Annotated in this window: 21 protein-coding genes; 5 read left to right on the top strand and 16 right to left on the bottom strand. The window is 43.7% G+C overall.

Features of this window, described 5'->3' with window-relative positions:
- Positions 1 to 36: 36 nt before the first annotated feature.
- Genes ACQ96U_RS07200 through ACQ96U_RS07210 form a run of 3 tightly spaced genes read left to right on the top strand, consistent with a single transcriptional unit; the run spans position 37 to position 1,646 of the window.
- A complete protein-coding gene (locus ACQ96U_RS07200) occupies positions 37 to 615 on the top strand; it encodes a PilZ domain-containing protein (RefSeq protein WP_431720558.1) in 579 nt (192 codons plus the stop codon).
- An 11-nt stretch (positions 616 to 626) separates the two neighbouring features.
- Entirely contained in the window at positions 627 to 899 is a 273-nt protein-coding gene (locus tag ACQ96U_RS07205) for a hypothetical protein (protein ID WP_431720559.1), read from the top strand.
- 12 nt (positions 900 to 911) lie between these two features.
- Positions 912 to 1,646, top strand: coding sequence for a glycerophosphodiester phosphodiesterase (locus ACQ96U_RS07210; protein ID WP_431720560.1), 735 nt, complete (start codon positions 912 to 914; stop codon positions 1,644 to 1,646).
- A 17-nt stretch (positions 1,647 to 1,663) separates the two neighbouring features.
- On the opposite strand, the gene sthA is transcribed toward ACQ96U_RS07210, so the two are convergent.
- The 10 genes from sthA to ACQ96U_RS07260 form a co-directional block, all read right to left on the bottom strand.
- Positions 1,664 to 3,064, bottom strand: coding sequence for a Si-specific NAD(P)(+) transhydrogenase (gene sthA / locus ACQ96U_RS07215; protein ID WP_431720561.1), 1,401 nt, complete (start codon positions 3,062 to 3,064; stop codon positions 1,664 to 1,666).
- 151 nt (positions 3,065 to 3,215) lie between these two features.
- Positions 3,216 to 3,461 (bottom strand): (Na+)-NQR maturation NqrM, encoded by a 246-nt coding sequence (nqrM, locus tag ACQ96U_RS07220; protein ID WP_431720562.1) that lies wholly within the window; start codon positions 3,459 to 3,461, stop codon positions 3,216 to 3,218.
- 3 nt (positions 3,462 to 3,464) lie between these two features.
- A complete protein-coding gene (locus ACQ96U_RS07225) occupies positions 3,465 to 4,520 on the bottom strand; it encodes an FAD:protein FMN transferase (RefSeq protein ID WP_431720563.1) in 1,056 nt (351 codons plus the stop codon).
- Positions 4,521 to 4,678: 158 nt separating this feature from the next.
- Positions 4,679 to 5,911 carry an NADH:ubiquinone reductase (Na(+)-transporting) subunit F gene (gene nqrF, locus ACQ96U_RS07230; protein ID WP_431720564.1) on the bottom strand — a complete coding sequence of 411 codons (1,233 nt, stop codon included), beginning with the start codon at positions 5,909 to 5,911 and terminating at the stop codon, positions 4,679 to 4,681.
- Positions 5,912 to 5,954: 43 nt separating this feature from the next.
- Positions 5,955 to 6,566, bottom strand: coding sequence for an NADH:ubiquinone reductase (Na(+)-transporting) subunit E (gene nqrE, locus ACQ96U_RS07235; protein WP_431720565.1), 612 nt, complete (start codon positions 6,564 to 6,566; stop codon positions 5,955 to 5,957).
- Between the two features lie 2 nt (positions 6,567 to 6,568).
- The gene (locus ACQ96U_RS07240) at positions 6,569 to 7,231 is read right to left on the bottom strand and encodes an NADH:ubiquinone reductase (Na(+)-transporting) subunit D (protein ID WP_431720566.1); all 663 of its coding nucleotides are present in this window, start codon (positions 7,229 to 7,231) and stop codon (positions 6,569 to 6,571) included.
- Positions 7,231 to 8,007, bottom strand: coding sequence for a Na(+)-translocating NADH-quinone reductase subunit C (locus ACQ96U_RS07245; protein ID WP_431720567.1), 777 nt, complete (start codon positions 8,005 to 8,007; stop codon positions 7,231 to 7,233). The genes ACQ96U_RS07240 and ACQ96U_RS07245 overlap by 1 nt, the downstream gene beginning before the upstream one ends.
- Positions 7,997 to 9,205, bottom strand: a complete 1,209-nt coding sequence (locus ACQ96U_RS07250; RefSeq protein WP_431720568.1) for an NADH:ubiquinone reductase (Na(+)-transporting) subunit B — start codon at positions 9,203 to 9,205, stop codon at positions 7,997 to 7,999. The genes ACQ96U_RS07245 and ACQ96U_RS07250 overlap by 11 nt, the downstream gene beginning before the upstream one ends.
- A gap of 2 nt (positions 9,206 to 9,207) precedes the next feature.
- Positions 9,208 to 10,548, bottom strand: a complete 1,341-nt coding sequence (locus tag ACQ96U_RS07255) for a Na(+)-translocating NADH-quinone reductase subunit A (protein WP_431720569.1) — start codon at positions 10,546 to 10,548, stop codon at positions 9,208 to 9,210.
- Between the two features lie 373 nt (positions 10,549 to 10,921).
- Positions 10,922 to 12,373: a glyceraldehyde-3-phosphate dehydrogenase gene (locus ACQ96U_RS07260; RefSeq protein ID WP_431720570.1), complete on the bottom strand. Its 1,452-nt coding sequence runs from the start codon at positions 12,371 to 12,373 to the stop codon at positions 10,922 to 10,924.
- Between the two features lie 217 nt (positions 12,374 to 12,590).
- Between ACQ96U_RS07260 and mfd the strand changes: the two genes are divergently transcribed.
- Positions 12,591 to 16,046: a transcription-repair coupling factor gene (gene mfd / locus ACQ96U_RS07265; RefSeq protein ID WP_431720571.1), complete on the top strand. Its 3,456-nt coding sequence runs from the start codon at positions 12,591 to 12,593 to the stop codon at positions 16,044 to 16,046.
- A gap of 108 nt (positions 16,047 to 16,154) precedes the next feature.
- A complete protein-coding gene (locus ACQ96U_RS07270; protein WP_431720572.1) occupies positions 16,155 to 16,964 on the top strand; it encodes a CsiV family protein in 810 nt (269 codons plus the stop codon).
- 92 nt (positions 16,965 to 17,056) lie between these two features.
- On the opposite strand, the gene ACQ96U_RS07275 is transcribed toward ACQ96U_RS07270, so the two are convergent.
- From ACQ96U_RS07275 to ACQ96U_RS07300, 6 genes are all read right to left on the bottom strand, one after another.
- Positions 17,057 to 17,794 carry an S-methyl-5'-thioinosine phosphorylase gene (locus ACQ96U_RS07275; RefSeq protein WP_431720573.1) on the bottom strand — a complete coding sequence of 246 codons (738 nt, stop codon included), beginning with the start codon at positions 17,792 to 17,794 and terminating at the stop codon, positions 17,057 to 17,059.
- A gap of 3 nt (positions 17,795 to 17,797) precedes the next feature.
- A complete protein-coding gene (locus ACQ96U_RS07280) occupies positions 17,798 to 18,958 on the bottom strand; it encodes a mechanosensitive ion channel family protein (RefSeq protein ID WP_431720574.1) in 1,161 nt (386 codons plus the stop codon).
- Complete coding sequence (nagZ, locus tag ACQ96U_RS07285; RefSeq protein WP_431720575.1) at positions 18,951 to 19,973, bottom strand: beta-N-acetylhexosaminidase; 1,023 nt, start codon at positions 19,971 to 19,973, stop codon at positions 18,951 to 18,953. Before nagZ ends, ACQ96U_RS07280 begins: the two co-directional genes overlap by 8 nt.
- 17 nt (positions 19,974 to 19,990) lie before the next feature.
- Positions 19,991 to 20,482, bottom strand: a complete 492-nt coding sequence (locus ACQ96U_RS07290) for a L,D-transpeptidase family protein (RefSeq protein WP_431720608.1) — start codon at positions 20,480 to 20,482, stop codon at positions 19,991 to 19,993.
- The gene (locus tag ACQ96U_RS07295; RefSeq protein WP_431720576.1) at positions 20,482 to 21,168 is read right to left on the bottom strand and encodes a TetR/AcrR family transcriptional regulator; all 687 of its coding nucleotides are present in this window, start codon (positions 21,166 to 21,168) and stop codon (positions 20,482 to 20,484) included. The genes ACQ96U_RS07290 and ACQ96U_RS07295 overlap by 1 nt, the downstream gene beginning before the upstream one ends.
- A gap of 847 nt (positions 21,169 to 22,015) precedes the next feature.
- On the bottom strand, positions 22,016 to 22,384 hold the full coding sequence (locus ACQ96U_RS07300; RefSeq protein WP_431720577.1) for a hypothetical protein: 369 nt from the start codon (positions 22,382 to 22,384) through the stop codon (positions 22,016 to 22,018).
- Positions 22,385 to 23,051 lie beyond the last annotated feature (667 nt).

Below are 23,051 nucleotides of genomic sequence, written 5' to 3' on the forward strand. Positions count from 1 at the left end.
GAATGCAAAAAACGAAAAATAACGGTTTGGTTAGTTATGGCTGACGATGTACAAGACCACCGCAATTATTTCCGCATCGATGACATGGTCGCCATCGAATACCAGCTCATGTCTGAGCTCATTGCGCCAGATGCAACAGCCTATCCCTTCAGTAATACCTCTGAGCAGTTTCAGCTCATTACTGAAATGCAGACTATTGAAGCAGAGTCACAACATATCTTACGCTCCATTCATGAGCAGGATCGTCAAGTAGCCAATTACTTAAAAAATATTGACCGCCGAATTCAATTGCTCAGTCGTATCCTTGCTGCCTGCAGTGAAGATATTGCGTCACTACCACGTCAATCAGTCAACTTAAGTGAAGGTGGTATTGCCTTCAGCTCATCAGCACCTTTACCAAAGGGAGGGTATATTGCCATAAAACTTGTTTTATTTCCTTCTTATGCAGGAATGCTATTATCTGGACGCGTTGTATCTTGTGAAGAAGAAAATAAAGCCTATACAAACCACATCACATTTGAATGCATCAGTGACAGTGATAGACAACTGTTAGCGAAACATGTTATTCAATTTCAGGCCCAGCAACGCCGGGCGAGGCTTGATCAATCTGACTAGGAGTACTCATCATGAAGTCGTTAGTTATTACCAGTCTTACACTCTTTTTGAGCCTTAGCTGCTGGGGTGAAACCGTTAATATTGCGGACCAGAAGCAACAGACTGAAGCAGGCGACTTGCCCCGTCATGGCTTAACTGAGCAGCAGGTTCGTAATCAGTACGGTGAACCTAAAGCGACTCACTCAGTGGGCCAGCCTGTCATAACGCGTTGGGATTATGACCGCTTTACGGTGTATTTTGATCGTCGACAGGTACTGCATAGTGTTGTTCATCAAAAACCATAATCGCTCATTGTAATGCTGGTCATAGGACATCGTGGTGCGCGGAATGAAGCACCTGAAAATACCCTTGTCGGTTTTCGGCATGCGATTGCCCATGGCGTTCGCCATTTTGAACTTGATTTGAGGTTAAGTCAGGATCATCAGTTAATGGTGATCCACGACAGCACCGTAAACCGAACGACAAACGGACAAGGAAAAGTAGCAAACCAGACTTATGATCAATTGAGAATGCTTGATGCACGCTATGCACTCAATGGATGGAATCAACCGGCACGTATTCCCTCATTAAATACATTGATTGATGCCTGTCCCGAAATTGAACATTTGCAGCTTGAACTGAAAGCCGATAATCGAGCGGAGGCTTATGCCGTTGCTGAAGCAGCCCATCAGTGGCTAATGCACCGTGTACTTCGAAGCGATGTTGTCATCACCTCAGGCGTTTGGCACTGCTTAGATTATTTACAGAATTCTAAACGACCCTATCGTCTTGGCGTTGTTGTAGAGCACCATCCACAGCCCATTCGTATAGCCCAAGCATTAAACTGCCAGTTATTAGTACTTTATTATAAGCGCTGTAATCCTTCACTGGTCGCGGCTGCCAAGGCCAAGCAACTTGAGGTCTCAACCTGGACGGTAAATGAAGCCAAGGATATACAGCAGATGTGTGACTGCCAAGTGGATAGCATTATTACCGACTGGCCTACTCGCTATCTCCACTTAGACACGTCAACACAGCAACAAGCAGGTTAATGCTGTCATCAATGTGATTAAAATAAACGGTTTAAACCATCAAGTGCAGCGACACGATAGGCCTCTGCCATGGTCGGATAGTTGAATGTCGTGTTGACAAAATAACGCAAGCTATTAGCTTCACCTTTTTGGCTCATAATAGCCTGACCTATATGCACAATCTCTGATGCCTGATCACCAAAGCAGTGAATACCCAAAATTTCTAGCGTTTCACGGTGAAACAGAATTTTCAGCATACCCACGGTTTCATTACTGATTTGTGCCCTAGCCATCGATTCAAAATATGCCTGCCCAATCTCATAAGGTATTTTGGCAGAAGTCAACTCTTGCTCCGTCATACCAATAGAGCTTATTTCAGGAATAGTATAAATACCTGTGGGCACATCATTTACAAACCGCCACTGCTCATTACTTGCTGCATTGCCTGCCGCAGAACGCCCTTGATCAAATGCAGCACTGGCTAGACTCGGCCAACCAATCACATCACCGGCCGCATAAATATGTTCCAGCACAGTCTGATATTGCTCGTTAACATCCAATTGCCCCCGGCTATTGGGCATTAAACCAATATTTTCCAGACCCATCCCTTGGGTATTACCCGTACGGCCATTAGCCCAAAGTAAGGCATCTGCCTTAAATCGCTTGCCAGAACGAAGATAAATGATGACACCATCATCAACACCTTCCACCTTCTCGTACTCTTCATTATTCCAAGTCACCACACCAATATGACGCAGGTGATAACTCAAGGCATCAGAAATTTCTTCATCCAGAAAAGACAGCAGTTTATCGCGGGTATTGATTAAATCGACCTTCACCCCCAGCCCACTGAAAATTGAGGCATATTCACAGCCAATAACCCCAGCCCCATAAATGACAATACGACGTGGCGTATGTTTTAAACTAAGAATGGTATCGCTGTCATAAATACGAGGATGGCTAAAATCAATATCGGCCGGGCGGTAAGGACGAGATCCTGTAGCAATGATTACCTGCTGGGTCTCCAAGTGCTGTATTGTTCCATTACGATCCAGCACTTCAATAGTATGTTCATTAACAAAGCTTGCGCGCCCAAAAAAAATATCAATCCGATTACGCGCTAAATATTGCGTTCTTGATTTAACCTGCTTTGCAATCACTTTTTCCGCATTTTTTAGGACATTGTGAAAACTAAACCAGCGAGGCTCACCGATCTCACGAAACATCGGTTTTGTATTAAAACTGATAATTTCTTTTACTGCATGGCGTAACGCTTTAGAGGGGATTGTTCCCCAATGGGTACAGTTACCACCGAGTTGATGCTGTTGTTCTATTAACGCAACCCGTTTTCCCAGTTTTCGTGCATTGATTGCAGCGCCTTCACCTGCAGGTCCAGATCCCAATACGACTACATCATAATTTGTGACACCGACCACCATGGTACTCCATTAGTCTCATACGTTCTTGCTAGGCTAAAAATAACGACTTTAATATACTTTTTTTGAGGGGGTTGTTTCTAAAGACATCCTCCCTCAGAAATACTTAGCTTAATGTTAAAAAGCCACTAAAGCAGTATTGTTCAGGATGTGATTACTTAGCCGCATCGTAGAATTCAGTGGCATTCTCATCCACATCGCTGTTTGAGGTAACTGTGGACTGAGTATTTTTTTTACATTTATCCTGATTTCCACCGCAGACTTCACACGCCGTTTTCATACCTAATGCGTTTAATCCTCCACACGAACCTTTGAGTGGTTTTCGTGCAAATATTACCCCCACAGCCATACCTACAATGACCAGTAACATCATAAAAAAAACTAAAAAGACGATAGTCATGCCTTACTCCTCTCTCGCATCAGTTGCAAGATACGGTTGAAATGCTGGTGATGCGTAACTGGCAAACCCTTCTTCCTCTTTGACAATAAAGTATGCTGCCAGGTCATGCTCTTTTGCCAGTGTCATACCTTCAGGATAGCCAACAACCATTAACATCGTTGCCAGTCCATCAGCCATAGCAACTGAAGGATGCACCACCGTCACAGAAGCAAGCTTATGCGTAATAGGATGACCAGTGAGCGGGTTAATAGTGTGTGAGAATCGCTGCCCATCTATTTCATAATAGTTGCGATAATCCCCTGAGGTGGCTATTCCCTTACCTGGAGCTTCAATGGCAGCACTGGCTTTACGCTGCCCCAAAACAGGTTCTTCAATACCAATACGCCAAGGAACACCCGCTGCTTTTTCACCTTTAATTTTTAACTCTCCTCCCACTTCTACCAGATAGCTGCTAATACCCATTGTGTCGAGTGCATCCGCGACTTTATCAACAGCATAGCCTTTGGCTATAGAGGATAAATCAACAAAAACAGGTTTTTCTTTCAGTAAAGTAGAGGCTTGCTTATCCGCTTTAACATAGTGGTAACCCACTTTAGCAAAAGCTTCGGCCAGTGCTTGGTCAGAGGGAACTGTTGTGGGCCGCTTATCAGGGCCAAATCCCCACAAGTTAACTAAAGGACCCACAGTAACATCATAACGTCCACCACTCATTTCAGAAATTTCCTGACTAAGCGCAACAAGCGTTACAATATCATTCGAAAGCTTAAATACCTCTTCAGTTGGCGCCTGATTAAATTGCATTAACTCTGAAGTGGAAATATACGTTGACATACGCTGGTTGATATCAGCCAATACAGCATCAACACGCTGAGCTACCTCTGGCTGACTGACACCATCAACCGCAATATACTTAACCTGATAAGAGGTTCCCATCGTTGGTCCACTCACCTGTTCAATAGTCTGCTGGTTACAACCTGCTAACAAACAAACAAACAGCAATTGAATGGCATACCCAAAAGCATTTCTCTTCGCATACACATATTGTTCAAGTATGTTCACTACGGTACTCACTGATACTAAACAACGACAGCTTTAGCACTTGCTATAAGCAAAAAAGGGTTCAATCATGCTGACCGAACCCTTTTTACAGTTATCTAAAGCGTTGTGTCATGTCAGCACTCGCTGACACACAATATTCACTTTTAACCAATTCCGTATTAACCACCAAAATCATCAAGCAGGATATTTTCAGGCTCAACACCCAAGTCTTCAAGCATTTTGATGACGGCAGCGTTCATCATGGGAGGTCCACACATGTAGTATTCACAGTCTTCAGGTGCTGGATGATCTTTCAAGTAATTTTCAAGCAACACCTGATGGATAAAACCTGTGTACCCATTCCAATTATCTTCTGGCTGAGGATCTGAAAGCGCAACATGCCACTTAAAGTTTTCATTCTCAGCCGCAAGCTGATCATAGTCCTCAATATAAAACATCTCACGTTTACTACGCGCACCATACCAAAAAGACATCTTACGTGTAGACTGCAAGCGCTTAAGCTGATCAAAAATATGTGCCCGCATTGGTGCCATACCCGCACCACCACCAATGAATACCATTTCTGCATCCGTTTTTTTCGCAAAAAACTCACCAAAGGGACCGTATACCGTCACTTTATCGCCAGGTTTAAGGTTAAATACCCAGGAAGACATCTTGCCAGGAGGCACATCAGAGCCTGGAGGTGGTGAAGCAATCCGAATATTAAACTTCAGAATACCTTTTTCTTCAGGATAGTTGGCCATGGAATAGGCACGAATCACAGGTTCATCAACCTTTGAAACATACTGCCACAGGTTAAACTTATCCCAATCTGGTCGGTACTCATCTTCAACCACAAAGTCCTTATAATGAACTTCATGTGGAGGTGCTTCCAACTGAACATAACCACCTGCACGGAAATTTACCACCTCACCTTCAGGAAGCTCCAAAACAAGCTCTTTGATGAAGGTCGCAACATTATGGTTTGACTTAACCGTACATTCCCACTTTTTCACCCCAAAAAATTCTTCAGGGACTTCAATGTTCATGTTCTGCTTAACAGGAACCTGACACGCTAAGCGCCAGCCCTCATTCGCTTCACGGCGGTTAAAGTGAGACTCTTCGGTAGGAAGGATAGAGCCACCTCCATCCAAAACCTTACACTTACACTGAGCACAAGAGCCACCACCACCACAGGCGGATGACAAGAAAATATTGTTATCTGCTAGGGTTTGGAGGAGCTTGCCTCCAGCCGCCGTTGTTACTGACTTCTCGGGGTCATCATTAATATTGATTGTGACATCGCCAGTACTCACCAGCTTGGAGCGAGCTACCAGGATTACTGCCACCAATGCAAGGACGATGACCGTAAACATGGCAACCCCGAGCAGGATTACACTGATACCTGACATATCGTTTCCTTATTATTCACACGCTGTTGGTACATAAAACGGCTTAAAGTTGTACGCCAGAAAAAGACATAAAACCAAGTGACATCAAGCCAACGGTGATAAATGTTACACCCAGACCTTGTAGCCCTTCAGGCACATCACTGTATTTCAGCTTTTCGCGGATACCCGCCAGCGCAACAATGGCTAATGCCCAGCCAATACCTGCACCAATACCGTATACGGTACTTTCTGCAAAGGTGTAATCACGCTCCACCATAAAGAGTGAGGCTCCCATAATTGCACAGTTTACGGTAATCAATGGTAAGAATACGCCAAGTGCGTTATATAGCGCAGGCACATACTTATCCAACACCATCTCCAAAATCTGTACGATTGCAGCGATAACACCGATGTAACTTAAATAACCAAGGAATGACAAGTCCACATCTGGCAAGCCTGCCCAGGCCAAAGCACCTTCTTTCAAAACGTGCTGATAAAGCAGATTATTGACAGGAACCGTAACCGCTTGGACAACGACTACGGCAATCCCCAAACCAATAGCGGCTTCAACTTTTTTAGAAATAGCCAGGAAGGTACACATCCCCAGGAAGAAGGCCAAAGCCATGTTCTCAATGAACACCGCCCGGATAAATAAGCTGATGTAATGTTCGATCATGATTACATAGCCTCCTTATATTTGCTGTGGGCTGCCAGTTTATAATCAGGTTTTTCCACTTGATTTTTCTTCCAGGTACGAAGTCCCCAAATGATCAAACCAATCAGGAAAAATGCAGAGGGAGGTAACAGTAATAAACCGTTGGGTTGATACCAGCCACCTTCACTAACCAGTGGCAAAATTTCTACACCAAATAGTTTTCCTGCACCCAATAATTCTCGAATAACACCGAGTGTAAGCAGGATAACGCTATAACCTAAACCATTCCCAATACCATCAATAAAGCTTGGGATAGGAGGGTTTTTCATGGCAAAGGCTTCAGCACGACCCATGACAATACAGTTAGTAATAATCAGCCCCACAAACACAGACAGCTGCTTACTAATGCTATAGGCATAGGCTTTCAGCACCTGATCCACCACAATAACCAATGAAGCAATAATCGTCATTTGCACAATAATACGAATACTGCTGGGTATATGGTGACGAATTAAGGAGACAGACATATTTGAAAATGCAGTCACCAATGTCAGTGCAATACACATAACAACAGTCGTCTGCAAATTACTGGTTACCGCCAGAGCAGAACATATCCCCAAAATTTGCAACGCAATGGGATTATTATCCAAAATTGGGGATAAGATGATTTCTTTGGTATTACTCATTATGCTTTCCCCGCTCTTAAGTTAGCCAAGAAGGGTCCAAAGCCATTTTCGCCTAACCAAAAGTGCAGTAGGTTTTCAACTCCACGCGTAGTTAAGGTCGCACCAGCCAAGCCATCAACCTGGTGATCAAAGTTTGGATTACTTGGGTTTGCTCCCCCTTTGACCAAGTTGATCTTCACTTGAAACTGGTCATCATAAACTTCTTTGCCAGGCCACAGTGATTTCCACTTAGGATTGTCTACTTCACCTCCTAAGCCAGGTGTTTCCCCCTGATCATAGAAGCCAAATCCTACAACTGTCTTGGTATCACCCTTCAACGCCAGAAAACCATACATCGTGGACCAAAGTCCATAACCATGTACTGGTAAAATAATGGTATCAATGGCATTGTTTTTTTCTACCACATAAACTGTCGCGTAATGCGCTTTACGCTTAATGCTGGCAACATCCTGATCAGCAGGAACGATCTCAGACCGCTTAGGATCTTTTGCGGCTTTGCGCTGGTCATAGCTACTGACCTTAACCTTATCAGCAAATTGACCTGTTTGTAGATCAACAATTTTAGGCGTAACCGACTTAAACTGTTCAGCAATAGGCTTACCAGGCTGCATTAGCCCTGCAATTTCCAAAATGCTACGCTGTTTATCCAGCTGTTTGTTTTGTTTCTGGGTATCCCGCAACAATACTGCTGCTCCAGAGACGAGAACTGAGCAGACCAAACACAGCAGGACAGAAACGGTAATCGTTTTCTTAATTGAGTCATTACTAGCTGACATTGAGTCTTGCCTCCCGCCGCTTGATATTTGCTTGCACCACAAAATGGTCAATCAATGGTGCAAACAGATTGGCAAATAGAATGGCTAACATCATTCCTTCTGGGAATGCCGGGTTGATTACCCGAATCAATACAGCCATCACACCAATCAAGCCACCGAAATACCATTTACCCGTATCAGTCATTGATGCTGAAACTGGGTCTGTGGCCATAAAGAACATACCAAAGGCAAAGCCACCCAATACCAGGTGCCAGTACCAAGGCATAGCAAACATATGGTTTGTGTCAGAGGCAATGACATTGAATAACAACGCAGTGGCAATCATGCCAACCATCACACCAGCAACGATACGCCAGGAAGCAATACCCGTGATCAGCAAGACCAAACCACCCAGCATAATAGCCAAAGTAGAGGTTTCACCAATAGATCCAGGAATGGTTCCTACAAAGGCCTCAGCCCAAGTATAGGTATTTTGAAGTGTTTCCATTCCATGGGAGGCAGCTACCCCTAAAGCGGTTGCACCAGTAAAGTTATCAACGGCTGTCCAAACAGCATCACCTGACATTTGTGCTGGGTATGCGAAGAATAAGAAAGCACGGCCAGTTAGCGCTGGGTTAAGGAAGTTTTTCCCCGTACCACCAAAGACCTCTTTCCCAATGACCACCCCAAACGAAATACCCAGAGCAACCTGCCATAAGGGAACCGTAGGCGGTAAGATCAACGCAAATAAGATTGAAGTCACAAAGAAGCCTTCATTAACTTCATGACCGCGAGTAGAAGCAAATAATACTTCCCAAAAACCACCCACAATGAAGGTTACAATATAAACAGGTAAAAAGTAGGCAGCCCCATATATCAAGCAATCCCACCAGCTACTGGCATCATAGCTACTCAGCAGACCGATAAATACACCACGCAAGCCATCCACTTCAGTGACACCCGCTGCAGGCATCGCTTGTAATGCTTGCCAGCCAACGTTGTACATACCAAAAAACATGGCAGGAAATGTACAGAACCAAACCGTAATCATGATCCGCTTCAGGTCAATACCATCACGGACATGCGAGGTGCAGCCAGTCACTTTGCCTGGGGTATAAAAAATGGTGTCAGCCGCTTCATACAGCGCATACCATTTCTCGTACTTCCCCCCTTTATGGAAATTAGGCTCTATTTTGTCGAGAAACTGTCGCAAGCTCATCTTCAACCCTCCTGCTCAATACGGTTCAGGTTGTCACGAAGGATTGGCCCGTACTCATATTTGCCTGCACATACATAGCTGCACAGTGCCAAATCTTCCTCATCAAGCTCCAAACAGCCTAACTTTTGAGCCATTTCGGTATCACCCACAATCAACGACCGAAGTAACTGTGTTGGCAAAATATCCAGTGGCATAATTTTTTCGTAATTACCCACTGGCACCATGGCTCTGACGCTGCCATTGGTTGTTGTAGTAAAAGGAAAGCGTTTACTACCTGAAAGTTTGGATAAGAACACATTCATGACGGAGTGTTTCTCTTGTCCTGCCGCTAACCACCCCATGAATTCACGCTTATAGCCTTCCTCAAGCACCACCACCTGATTATGGTAACGCCCCAGAAACGCCAGTTCATTTTTAGCGGTTGAACCACCAAACACGGAACCAGAAATGACGCGGTTGGCTTTATTTGACACTTCACCTTCAGTAAGGTCAGTCAAGTTGGCACCCAATTGTGTTTTAACCAACCTTGGTTTATCGACTTGTGGACCTGCCAGAGATACTACGCGTTCCAGCCAAAGCTTACCGGTAGTAAACAGTCGGCTAATGGCAATAACATCCTGATAGCCAATGTGCCAAACGGTCTTATTCGTGCCCACAGGATCAAGAAAGTGAATATGTGTGCCTGGTAAGCCTGCAGGATGAGGACCTGAGAAGCGATGTACAGAGACAGGAGCCTGTCCTACATCGATTGACGCATTGTCACTTTGGCAAACATATACTTTGCCTGAAGTGAGCTTAGCAATGAGCGACAACCCCTGAATAAAGTCATCTTGATATTCTTTAATGACGATAGCAGGGTCAGCAGCTAATGGATGGGTATCCATTGCCGTTACAAAAATGGAATGCGGTGTGGTATCCGGCGCGGGTACTTTGCTAAACGGTCTCGTACGAAAAGCAGTCCATAACCCTGACTGAATCAAGTTTTCTTGTACTTGTGCTTGAGTCAGTTGATCAAAGGTTTTGGGAGCATAACTCGCAAATGTTTCCGCATCATCTCCATCAATCGCAATCACAAGCGATTGGAAGACACGTTTTTCACCTCGATTGACCGCGGTCACTACTCCACTTGCAGGAGCAGTATAAAGTACGCCGGGTGTTTTTTTATCAGAAAAGATAACCTGTCCTGTCTTTACCCGATCACCTTCAGCAACTGCCATAGTTGGCTTCATACCAACGTAATCACGGCCGAGTATCGCTACTGAGCGAACTGGACGTGCAGCGTCGATGGTCTGCTGTGGCGATCCTGTGATCGGTAAATCAAGGCCCCGTTTGATGTTGATCATACGTAATGCCTATCACTGGTTGAACGTTCAAGGTTACCCTAATTAACCCATCACGGGCGACTGACGCTTGTTGTTGTATTGTTCAGTCAAGTGGTTGCGCTGAGAAGCGTGATTTAATTATAAGCTCAAAAGCTCACACCAAAATCACATAGCTTTGCAGGTCAAAACCCATTTCTAGGGACATCTTGCAATGCGGTTCACATGAGCATCATCAGGCTAATTAGAGTGACTACCCCACAGAAAAATCGCCAGCATTATAATGATGCAGTCGCAATTATGCCACATTTAACGCCGTATTTATTCTGATTTTGCGGTACTGCGGAGCAACAGCTAATACAACCCTATGGCATAGCCACAGGGTTTTTATCCAAATTTATGGCTTTGGAAACATGGGATAACGAATATTAGCCAGGGTTTGTAGTATACGATTCACCTGGAAACTATAGCCATATTCGTTATCATACCACACATAAAGTACACAACGATTGTTGTCTACAATCGTTGCTTCTCCATCAATAATACCAGCATAACGAGAACCAACGAAATCAGACGAAACCACTTCAGGAGAATTGACATAATCAATCTGCTTCTGCAGATCAGAGTACAGAGAAATCTCCCGCAAGTAGTTATTTAGCTCATCTACTGTTGTCTCTTTATTTAACGTTAAATTAAGAATAGCTAAAGAAACATTAGGCGTAGGCACGCGTATCGCATTTCCTGTCAGTTTACCTTTCAGCTCAGGCAGAGCCTTGGCTACGGCTTTTGCCGCCCCCGTTTCTGTAATCACCATATTTAGTGGTGCACTACGACCACGACGGTCAGCCTTATGGTAGTTATCAATGAGATTCTGATCATTGGTATAGGAGTGGACCGTTTCTACATGACCATGCTCAATACCAAACTGATCATTTACCGTTTTCAGTACCGGAACAATGGCATTGGTCGTACACGATGCGGCTGTCACAATTTTATCATCTGCGGTAATGAGCTGATGGTTGACACCTTGTACGATATTTTTTAACTCACCTTTGCCTGGCGCAGTTAACAATACACGGCTGACACCAGGACATTTGAAGTGTTGTGACAAGCTTTCTTGATCACGCCAAATACCCGTGTTGTCCACCACAATAGCATTGTTAATGCCATACTGAGCGTAGTCTACTTCAGCGGGTGAGTTGGCATAAATCACCTGGATGAAATTACCATTAACAATGATGGCATTGTTAGTTTCATCAATGGTTATAGTGCCACCAAATGAACCATGTATTGAGTCACGACGCAGCAGGCTGGCCCGTTTTAGTAAATCATTTGTTGCACCACCTTTACGCACCACTATGGCTCTAAGGTTTAAGCCATCACCACTACCGGCCCGCTCAATTAATATTCGTGCGACTAATCGGCCAATGCGACCAAAGCCGTATAACACGACATCTTGTCCCTTGCCACTCCCCTCTGGATGCTTATCAATGACATCAGCAACTTCTTGACGAACAAACGTAGCCAGGTCCTGTTCTTGTTGTTGCTTTTTAAACTTAATGGCTAACTTACCCACATCAATGTGTGCGGGTCCTAAGTTCAATTCGGTAAGCAGTTGAAGAATGGGGTAACTGTCCTCAATAGCCAGCTCTTCTGCTTCTATTTGACGGACAAAGCGGTGGGCTTTAATAATATCGATGACAGAGCGATTGATGATTTGCCGGCTGTAAATGGATGTCACTACGTTGTGCTCACGATACAGCTTGCCAATCAGCGGGATCATGGCCTCAGCCATCGCTTCACGTCTTTTCCAGTCCTGGAAATAGTCACGCTGTATTTTCTGGTTCACGTTTTTTACCTTTTTAGTTAGCCAATACACTACGGTATTGTTTTTTGTCGATACACACTCTAGGTTATAAGCGCGTATATTATCGAGGCTCGTCACCCGCAACGCAACTCAGTGACGGGTCATTCTTAATACTTGGCGTGCGCTATATCCCATATCTCGCGTATGATGCATAGCTGGAAAGATAATTTGAAATTTTGTAGGACAAACTGGTAAGTCAATGACCGTTCAACATACTGCTCTGGAATTACCCACCCATCGTGGTGATCGACGTTTTTTTGGTAACTTACAAGGCGCTGCGACTAGCTGGACTGTTGCCACGGCTGCTCACCAATTTAATGGATTAAGTCTGATCATTACGCCTGACACAGCCAGTGCCAATCAAATTGAACGAGAGCTAAGCTTATTTTTACCAGAAGAAGATACGCTTCCTGTGTTATCTTTTCCCGACTGGGAAACACTACCTTATGATAGTTTTTCTCCACATCAGGATATTATTTCACAACGTTTACTGACCCTTTACCGACTTCCCCAAGTGCGCCAAGGTATTCTTATTGTGCCAGTCACTACCTTGATGCACCGCATTACACCCAGCAACTACTTACAAGCAAACAGCCTGATATTAACGGTGGGTGATCAGTTTGAGCTGGAGGCTGAACGTAAACGGCTGGAAAGTGCAGGTTATCGCTGCGTTGATACTGTCTTTGAACATGGCGAGTTTGCAGTAAGAGGCAGTATCATGGATATTTTTCCAATGGGTTTGGAGACCCCCGTCCGTATAGACCTATTTGATGACACCATTGAGACCCTGCGTTTATTTGATCCTGAGTCACAACGCTCAATAGAAAAGCTTAATGAACTGCACCTGTTGCCTGCAAAAGAGTTTCCACTCAATAGCAAAGCGATTGATCATTTCAAACACACATGGCGTACAACATTTGATGTAGACTTTCGACAATGTCCTGTCTATCAGGATGTCACTCATGCTATTGCACCGGCAGGTATTGAATATTATTTACCACTCTTTTTTGAAGAGTGTGCCACACTTTTTGATTATCTGCCGAATCAGGTTCAAGCCATCCTTCTTGGTAATGTAGAGCCTGCCATTGAGCGCTTTTGGCAAGAAGCGAATAATCGTTATGAGAGCCGTCGACATGACATTCAACGGCCCATTTTGCCACCTCATCAGGTTTTTGTTCCCAGTAACGAATTCTTTTCTGCTTGTCGTCAGCTACCCCGGTTACAACTTGAAAAAGAGTCAGTTGAAGAAAAGGCTGGACGAACAAATCTTCCCAGTTTGCCTTTACCCTCTTTGGCAACTGATGCCCACCATGAACACCCCCTACACCTCCTCCAGGCATTTATTAATGAACATAAGCCTCGTATCTTATTTTGTGCCGAATCAGCAGGTCGACGGGAAACGCTGTTAGAACACCTTAAAAAGATCAATATTAACCCTTCGCTTTTTAATCACTGGCAAGCCTTTGTTGAAGACACCAACACCCCTTTCGGAATTACCGTCGCGCCTATTGATCAAGGCTTATGGTTCACCGATCACAACCTGTGTTTGATTACAGAGTCAGAGCTGTTTGGCCAGCGGGTTGCACAACGCCGACGCCGTCGAAAACAGCAGGATCAAAGTGATCAAATCATCAAAAATTTAACCGAGTTAAAAATAGGGGCACCTGTCGTCCATATTGATCATGGCGTAGGTCGTTATCGTGGCTTACAAACGCTGACCATAGATGATCAACCGGCTGAGTTTTTAACGTTAGAATACAGTGATGAAGCAAAGCTTTATGTACCCGTTTCCAGCCTCCACTTAATATCTCGCTATACGGGCGCAGATGATGAGTTAGCGCCTTTACATAAATTAGGCAGTGAGCAGTGGAGTAAAGCGCGACGTAAGGCAGCCGAAAAAGCCCGTGATGTCGCCGCCGAACTGCTGGATATATATGCGCGTCGTGCAGCTCGTAAAGGCTTCCCCTTTCCTCCACCCGAGTTTAGCTACGAACAATTTGCCAGTAGTTTTCCTTTTGAGGAGACCCCTGATCAGCAGTCGGCTATTCAAGCCGTCATTCAAGACATGACCTCACCTCAGCCCATGGACCGCCTGGTATGTGGTGATGTAGGTTTTGGTAAAACCGAAGTGGCGATGCGTGCTGCGTTTCTTGCGGCGCAAGGAGGCAAGCAAGTCGCTGTACTTGTGCCTACTACCCTGCTCGCCCAACAACACTATGAAAGTTTTAAAGATCGTTTTGCCGATTTACCTGTAAACATTCAAGTCCTTTCCCGCTTTCGCAGCAGTAAAGAAGTCAATCAAACCGTTTCTGCATTAGCAGAAGGTAAAGTGGATATTGTCATAGGAACCCATAAGCTGTTGCAGGGGTCTGTGACTTTCCGCAATTTAGGTTTAATTATTATTGATGAAGAGCACCGATTTGGGGTTCGCCAAAAAGAACAGTTAAAAGCATTACGTGCTGAGGTTGATATTCTGACCCTCACGGCCACCCCCATTCCCCGAACGTTGAATATGGCAATGGCCAGCCTGCGCGACTTATCCATCATTGCTACCCCACCCGCCCGTCGGTTATCGGTAAAAACCTTTGTCCGTCCTTCAGACAAGCATCTGATCAAAGAAGCTATTTTGCGTGAGTTGTTACGTGGTGGACAGGTTTACTACTTGCATAATGAAGTCAAAACCATTGAAAAAGTCGCTGAAGAACTCACGGAACTGGTACCTGAAGCACGTATTGCCATTGGTCATGGGCAAATGCGAGAGCGGGAGCTAGAACAGGTTATGTCTGACTTTTACCACAAGCGTAGCAATCTTTTGGTCTGTACTACGATCATTGAAACCGGTATCGATATTCCTAGCGCCAACACCATTATCATTGACCGTGCAGATAAATTTGGCTTGGCACAACTACACCAGCTAAGGGGTCGGGTTGGCCGCTCCCACCACCAGGCTTACGCTTATTTGCTCACCCCCGAATCGAAGAAAGTCACTGATGACGCCGTAAAACGCTTGGATGCGATTTCTGTTGCGGATGAGCTTGGGGCAGGCTTTACCTTAGCCACCCATGACTTAGAGATACGGGGTGCAGGTGAATTGTTAGGTGACGAACAAAGTGGACAGATTCAATCTGTGGGTTTCAGCTTGTATATGGAAATGCTAGAGCGGGCTGTTGCTGCTATCAAAAAAGGGGAAACACCAGACTTGGATAAACCACTACAGCAAGGCCCAGAGGTTAATTTACGCGTACCCGCCCTACTCCCTGAAGACTACATTGCTGATGTCCATACCCGCTTAATGATGTACAAACGCATTGCTAATGCAGCAAACACAGAAGCATTAGAAGAACTTCAGGTTGAACTCATTGACCGCTTTGGCTTATTACCTGAGCCTACGAAATACTTGTTCAGACAAACAGAGCTTAAGCTGTTAGCCCAAAAACTGGGTATTCATAAAATAGATACTGGCTCAGAAACAGGCCGACTGGAGTTTGGCAACGAACCACAAGTTGACCCCCTCAAGATTGTACAGTTAGTGCAGGCGCATCCTTATCGCTACCGACTGGAAGGTGCCACTATCTTTAAATATTTTGAAGAAATGCCTTCACCTGATGCGCGGTTAAAAACCACCCAGCAAGTCATGACCCTGTTAGCGAGTTAAGCTTGTGACTTTATCCAAAAACCATGAGTTTTGTCTGTCTTGATAGCAAAAAGAGTGAGCGCCTGACTAAGCTTAGGGAGTAATGATCAAAAGGGATAAGTCATCAAGTTGAAAAGGCCAAGCATTGGATGCTCGTTATTACACCTGCTCATCGGGTCGCTCTTTCCCGTTGTTGTCTGTCTGGCAACAACGGGACAACCAGCAAAATCTTCACCAGAAACGCCAGCAGAACCATTACCACAATGGTTGCAAGTAGAAGTCATTATCGTTCAGCAAGAGTTTAATGAAGACACACTGGAAACCTGGCCAGCACTGAATAAACAACCACTCCCCTCTCATTATGCCCGCCTTTCTGACCAACAGCCAAGTGAAGCAGATAACGCCCTAGCCCCCTATACCACCTATCCAGTGCTGCAGAAAGAGCAACATACCTTGTCTGCAACAGTTCAAAAACTGCAACGTAATCATACATTTTATGTGCTGGCCTATACGGGCTGGATTCAACCTTATCAACAAGCTGAACCTATTCGAATAGAGGGCGGGCAGTATTACGGTGAGCAACCTGAACTACTTGGCACCTTACGTATTCAACCTTTAGAGCATGTTTACCAACTCAAGATTGATTTATGGTTTCGTACGTTTGAAGTCCGCTCACCCACAGTAAAACAAACGGCAACCAAACAGCGTTGGGATGTCGTGGAATTTGAGGATGAAGCTGACATGACAGCTGAAGAGCGCTGGCTAGCGGCAGCAAGTCCTGATGACCTGCGCTATGAGCTAAAAGCAAATTACAGTTTGCAGCAAACAGAAGTGCTTACGCCAAAAACCATACACTACATTGATAGTCCTGTTATTGGCGTATTAATCAAACTAATCCCTGTTTCTCCCTCTCCCATACCAGAAAAGCCAGTTCCTTAAAAAGTTTGATTTCTAAAAGCAGTTCAAATAGCCTCTCATCAAACCCCAAAGCCCACTTCTCTGGTGGAAAAACACACTATTTAAAGCCATCACTAACGGTTGAGCGCCGCCAGCAATAAGCGTTTAACATTTTGCATACCTTTAGCTAGCGCCAGTTCGATTTCATCCATGGTGATAATGCCTGAACTCCGCCCTGCCGCCATGTTCACCACTAAAGCAATACTGGCATAGTCAATTTCCATCTCTCGCGCTAAAGCCGCTTCAGGCATTGCTGTCATACCCACAATATCAACACCATCACGCTCTAAGCGATTGATTTCAGCAACTGTTTCTAGGCGGGGACCCTGAGTACATCCATACACTGCTTTGTCTTTAATGGGTAATTGAATATCCTGAGCTGTTTGTAGTAACTGATCTCTCAAGCTCGCACTAAAAGGCTCAGTAAAGTCAATATGATGCACGGGCTGATCATCACCAGGAAAAAAAGTATGCTCACGCCCATAAGTGTAATCAATTACCTGATCAGGTATCACAATACTCTCTGGTGGTATTTCTGAGCAAATACTACCCACTGCATTCACGACAAAAATCTGGTTAACTCCAAGCTGCTTTAACGCAGCAATATTAGCGCGGTAATTAATCCGATGAGGTGCAAACTGATGTGGACAACCATGCCGGGCTAGGAAAGCAACCTCTACATTACCTAGCTTGGCAATAATGATAGGTGCAGAAGGATTACCATAAACCGTTTCTTGATCCACCGAATCCCGTAGTTCCAGCTCTGGCCACTGTGCCAAGCCTGTGCCACCAATAACAGCCAACGACGGCATGCGTTAGTCTCCGTGTTCAAATGCAACTTTACTTTCTGGATGATGTAATCCATTTGCTGATACAACATTCAGCGCATCGGGTAAATGGACAGTTTGTGTCGGGTACGCTACTTCTGCACCATGATCAGCAATAATTTGCAGAATTTTTAGCAGAATATCCTGTTTGATCTTGTGGTATTCAACCCAGTTTGTGGTTTTGGTAAAGGTATAAATAAAGAAGTCCAAAGAGGATGGCCCAAACGCATTAAAATTAACGATCAAGGTTTGCCGGGTATCAATATCTGGATGGTTTTCCAGCATATGTTTTACAGCACCAATAATCGGCTGGACTTTACTTGCATCATCGTAGCGAAGACCAATGGTTTCATAGATCCGCCGATTGAGCATTCGTGAAGGGTTCTCAACGGAAATATTGGTAAACGTTGAATTCGGTACATATAAAGGCCGCTTATCAAACGTGCGAATACAGGTTAAGCGCCAGCCAATATGCTCTACCGTGCCCTCTATATTTTTATCAGGAGAACGCACCCAATCACCCACTTTGAAGGGGCGATCTAAATAAATCATTAACCCACCAAAAAAGTTGGCTAATAAATCTTTTGCCGCAAAACCAACAGCAATACCCCCAATCCCACCAAACGCCAACACGCCTGAAATGCTGTAACCCAACGATTGAAGCACCACAAGTGTTGCAGTAATAATCACCGCCGCCCTAAGCAACTTACCAATGGCTGACACGGTTGTCGCATCCATTGGCTGGCGATGCGATGGTGGAGAAATCAATGTTTGCTCAATATTATGAATTAAGCGCACCAGAAACCAAGTAATTAAGCCAATCACAATAACTTGGCGTGCTGGTTCAATAATATCAAACACCACTGCATGCGACACTTTACGGGTAATTTCTGCCGCCCAGCTTAAACCAACGACCCAGATCAAAATTTCTAGAGGCTTACGAGCAGCCGCAATTAACGCATCATCCCAAACATTCACGGTTTTCTCTAACTGAACAGCAAGTTTATTTAACATGTGTCGGGCAATAAAGTTGGCCAACAGTGTTAAAAAAACAACCGTAAATACCTGATAAACCCAAATATCCTGACTTTTAATAAAATCAAAGTATTGCCAAAAGCTGGTTACCGCCTTATCAACATCCTCAGTCATAACTCCACCGCATCAAACGTGTCCGTGTTTCCTCCCAACGAGCATCTTGTTGTAACTGACCAAAATCAACAGACGAATTAGCTCGCAGTACATTTATTTGGTTAGCACAATCTCGCTGTGCAAATGTTGGCTGCTGTAATAACTGCAAGACTTTAGCGCGCTGATTGCACACTAACAGCAGATCACAGCCTGCATCCAGTGCGGCTTGAGCTTGGGCAACAGCACTGCCATTCACCCAGTTTGCCCCATGCATTGATAAGTCATCACTTAAAATCACCCCTTTAAAGCCTAGCTTCTCGCGCAAAACCGTGGTTAACCAATAACGTGAAAAACCTGTTGGCTCAGCAGACACCTTTGGAAAAACCACATGAGAAGCCATTACTGCAGGAATACCCTGATCAATAAAAGCTTTAAAAGTAAAACCATCGGTTGCCATGATGTCTTCAAAGGAACGCTCATCAACAACCTGATGATGATGACTATCTTCTGCAACACCACCATGACCAGGAAAGTGTTTGATACAAGCAGACATACCAGCAGCCGTTAAGCCCTGAATAAAAGCACCCGCATACTCAATCACATGTTGTGGATCTTCAGCAAAGGCTCGGTCACCGACCACATCACTAATACCGCGATCCAAATCCACGACAGGTGCTAACGTTAAATCAATACCACAGGCTAATAACTCACTGGCTAATAACCACCCAACATCACGGAGCAATGTAGTCACTTCAATATTTTCGCTTTGTGCCGTTTTAACGAGTCGTCCCATAGCGGGAATACGCGTAAATTCGGCCTTAAAACGTTGCACACGGCCACCTTCCTGATCTGTCATAATCAGTAAATCAGGACGCAATGCCCTCACCTGCTGTATTAAATCAACAAGCTGTTGTCGATGCTGATAGTTACGACTAAATAAAATCAGCCCCCCAACTCTGGGGTCGTGTAGTAACTGGACATCTTCTTCGGTCAATTGGGTACCGGCAATGTCAATCACTAATGGTCCAGAACGCATACTGAATCCTTGATCAACTAACGCTTAATAAGCACAGGCGTACCCACAGGGGTCGCATTAAAAAGTTCAATTAAATCCTGGTTCCGCATCCGAATACAACCATGAGAGTATGGTACTCCCATGGGTTCAGTATCTGGTGTGCCATGGATATAAATATAACGACGCATGGTATCTACATTGCCCAACCGGTTAACCCCTTTCTCACAACCACATAGCCAAAGAATACGGGATAAAATCCAGTCACGATTGGGATATTGTTTAGCCAGTTGTGGAGAGTATATTTCCCCCGTAAAACGACGCCCGACAAACACGGCATTTATCGGGCATTCGTCACCAATTTTTGCCCTAATATAGTGTTTGCCCAGCGGCGTTTGCCCACTGTTTTGCTGTTGACCTACCCCTTTTTCAGCGGTGGAGATCGAGTAACACGTCGGCATGTCATTGCTTGCGTTGAAAAACATCAACTGCTGATGACCAACACAAACTTCTATTCGTGGCATCGCAGGCATCATGAATCAAATGTCGTTTGCTCGCCCGTTGCATGGGATGATGTCAACGTGGGTACTTCTGCCCGCATACCACTGGCAAGAAAGGGAACCATTCTCTCTAATATCACGGGAATGTTAGGATGCTCACCATACTCTGCTTCAGCAATGGCACGTAACGCATCCAAACCAGACATAGTAAATGCCACGGAGCCTAGCATAAAATTAATTCGCCAAAACAACTCTTCCTTAGGCAAACCGGGAGCTGCTCGTACGACAAGTTCAATGTAACGTCTAAAGGTATCCCCATAAACGGATTCAAGATACTTACGTAAATGGCCTTGGGTCTGGCTGAATGCCAACCCTAACAAACGCATAAAAATCGATAAGTCGTTTTTACCACGAGACTCGACCGATAAAATCTGTTGAAATAACAACTTGAGTAACTCTTCTAAGCTCAGCGTTTTTTCATGCCACTGGGCCTCAACATTATCCAGCGCTTGAGATAATTGCTTGCTAAAAGGGTCCAGAAAACGAGAAAAAACCGCCTGAATCAACACTTTCTTAGAGCCAAAGTGGTAGTTAACCGCTGCCAGGTTAACCCCCGCTCTACTGGTGATGGTGCGTAATGATGTTTCTGCAAAACCTTTTTCAGCAAATAAGGCTTCTGCTGCATCAAGAATTCGCTCTACCGTATCTGATTGCGCCATAATAAATTCGATTTAAATACCATCTATACCCTTCACGAATCGTGCTTCGGGCTCACTATTAAATTCAGGGGAATAATGACCTAGCAAAGTAGCCAACAACAGATGTTTAACCACAAGCGATGGTCCCAAACACCTTATGCTCTTCGGCCAGTAGTGAATCAAATCGTTCCCCACGTATTTCACCTAATTGAGAAATACCTACAAATTATTACACTAAAATGACCTATCAGCCTTCTTAAGCACACCGCTATACGTGACTTGTTAGACAAGAAATAGCCAAAATTCAAACGATTTGAACATACGTATTAATCATGTATAAGTCAAGCAACAGGGAAGCAGGTTGGCAAGTCAAGCAGCATGCTACTTATAACGTATTTTAGAAAGTTTACCTTTGGGTAAATCCTCTTTAAGCAACATTGTTTTCACTGCCCACTTTTGAAACTGATGTTGTAGGTAGGGCGACGAATATTGACCATGTCTTCCATATAAGGCAAAGACTATTTACTTCCCCCTTGTCGAAAGCTCATCCTTAACCTCTGACGCTAATCATGCTGCCAGCATATGATTCGCCAACAGGCTTATATCCGTCAATCACCTTCACCTGTATTCAATAACCTAAAGATTTAGAGTAAGAGCATACTGACGAGTTATGTCGTATTACATATTACTCTAACTAAATATTATGTTATTCTTAAATCAATTAAACCTCCGATAACTTATGATTACTGGAAATTTTTGAGAAGGTGATTTTGATATTCTGGGATGAGGGAAGAGCATTAAGGGCACTAACTATTAAAGTGGTAGGGTAATCCCCTTTAAGGAAGGCTCCAAACACTAGCCTTCTGAGTTAACTATTTTTCGCATTTGAAACATATTTATATAAATCTGCTTTAAATACATTAAATTCAAATTCATTTTCAAAAACCAACTCTGAAATTACAATAACCCCCTTATTATGTGTGATATAGAGTACTTCTTTTTTAGCTATAAATTTTGAGTTAATTGATAATATATTTCTAACTAAAATATGCTCATTTTTTGATGAAAAAGTATTTTTTGGAGAACTAATATACTGATCAGATAGAACTATATATCTAGTTTCACCAAAACTACGAATTATCGCAATAGTCAAAATACTAATAAAGCATAATAAAATCGCTAAAGCCGCCAAAAAAAAGTATCTGGCTTCCGTTACATCTAAAGTAACAACGCTCATAATACGAATACTATTTTCATTAGTTAGCGTTTGATATACAAAAAAAAGCAAAAAAACAAAGAGCAGGCTATAACACAAAATAATAATATCAACTTATTTGGAGAATAAACATACTGTTTACTCATAGCATTACTCCTTTTTTATGGCTACCTATTAATTAATAATCATCTCGTCGTAAAGTTGAATGCATTTTAACCAGTTTATCTTTGTGTAACCAGGTCATCCATCGACTAAAAACCATTATTTTGGTAAAAATGCTTCAAAATGAAAAATACAGTGGAGTTATTGAGTCATTTGATCGAATAATATATGCACGATTTTCTATAGTTATTTGCTTATCCATACCGCTTAACAAAGCCATCTAAGAATGCAATAGTGATAACATAAAAAAAATTATGAATTACTATCAAAAAATAATAAAGAAATAGATAAAGAGCCATCCAAGGTTTGCTCAAAAGACGCCTTTAAGGCTAAATGACCGAGTAGCATCAATAACTGCCAACCATTACTTTTCCTAAAATGACGTATAACATCCCTTCAATAAAAACCTTTACTTCTCTAAAGAGATACATTTATTTTCTTTATATTAAATGGCTCAAATAGTGATAGCCAGTTAAAATTAATCAATGTGTTTTACGTTAAAGTGACGTTCATTGATAGTTAGCCT

The sequence above is a fragment of the Zooshikella sp. RANM57 genome (assembly GCF_050749885.1).
Classification (GTDB): Bacteria; Pseudomonadota; Gammaproteobacteria; order Pseudomonadales; family Zooshikellaceae; genus Zooshikella.

What these genes read in the sequence shown, in the direction of transcription:
- sthA (WP_431720561.1), bottom strand. Translation starts at nt 3,064, where the DNA reads ATGGTGGTCGGTGTCACAAATTATGATGTAGTCGTATTGGGATCTGGA.
- ACQ96U_RS07240 (WP_431720566.1), bottom strand. Translation starts at nt 7,231, where the DNA reads ATGAGTAATACCAAAGAAATCATCTTATCCCCAATTTTGGATAATAAT.
- ACQ96U_RS07210 (WP_431720560.1), top strand. Translation starts at nt 912, where the DNA reads ATGCTGGTCATAGGACATCGTGGTGCGCGGAATGAAGCACCTGAAAAT.
- ACQ96U_RS07300 (WP_431720577.1), bottom strand. Translation starts at nt 22,384, where the DNA reads ATGAGCGTTGTTACTTTAGATGTAACGGAAGCCAGATACTTTTTTTTG.
- ACQ96U_RS07290 (WP_431720608.1), bottom strand. Translation starts at nt 20,482, where the DNA reads ATGCCTGCGATGCCACGAATAGAAGTTTGTGTTGGTCATCAGCAGTTG.
- nqrM (WP_431720562.1), bottom strand. Translation starts at nt 3,461, where the DNA reads ATGACTATCGTCTTTTTAGTTTTTTTTATGATGTTACTGGTCATTGTA.
- ACQ96U_RS07245 (WP_431720567.1), bottom strand. Translation starts at nt 8,007, where the DNA reads ATGTCAGCTAGTAATGACTCAATTAAGAAAACGATTACCGTTTCTGTC.
- mfd (WP_431720571.1), top strand. Translation starts at nt 12,591, where the DNA reads ATGACCGTTCAACATACTGCTCTGGAATTACCCACCCATCGTGGTGAT.
- ACQ96U_RS07275 (WP_431720573.1), bottom strand. Translation starts at nt 17,794, where the DNA reads ATGCCGTCGTTGGCTGTTATTGGTGGCACAGGCTTGGCACAGTGGCCA.
- ACQ96U_RS07250 (WP_431720568.1), bottom strand. Translation starts at nt 9,205, where the DNA reads ATGAGCTTGCGACAGTTTCTCGACAAAATAGAGCCTAATTTCCATAAA.
- nagZ (WP_431720575.1), bottom strand. Translation starts at nt 19,973, where the DNA reads ATGCGTTCTGGACCATTAGTGATTGACATTGCCGGTACCCAATTGACC.
- ACQ96U_RS07295 (WP_431720576.1), bottom strand. Translation starts at nt 21,168, where the DNA reads ATGGCGCAATCAGATACGGTAGAGCGAATTCTTGATGCAGCAGAAGCC.
- ACQ96U_RS07200 (WP_431720558.1), top strand. Translation starts at nt 37, where the DNA reads ATGGCTGACGATGTACAAGACCACCGCAATTATTTCCGCATCGATGAC.
- ACQ96U_RS07205 (WP_431720559.1), top strand. Translation starts at nt 627, where the DNA reads ATGAAGTCGTTAGTTATTACCAGTCTTACACTCTTTTTGAGCCTTAGC.
- ACQ96U_RS07280 (WP_431720574.1), bottom strand. Translation starts at nt 18,958, where the DNA reads ATGACTGAGGATGTTGATAAGGCGGTAACCAGCTTTTGGCAATACTTT.
- nqrE (WP_431720565.1), bottom strand. Translation starts at nt 6,566, where the DNA reads ATGATCGAACATTACATCAGCTTATTTATCCGGGCGGTGTTCATTGAG.
- nqrF (WP_431720564.1), bottom strand. Translation starts at nt 5,911, where the DNA reads ATGTCAGGTATCAGTGTAATCCTGCTCGGGGTTGCCATGTTTACGGTC.
- ACQ96U_RS07255 (WP_431720569.1), bottom strand. Translation starts at nt 10,548, where the DNA reads ATGATCAACATCAAACGGGGCCTTGATTTACCGATCACAGGATCGCCA.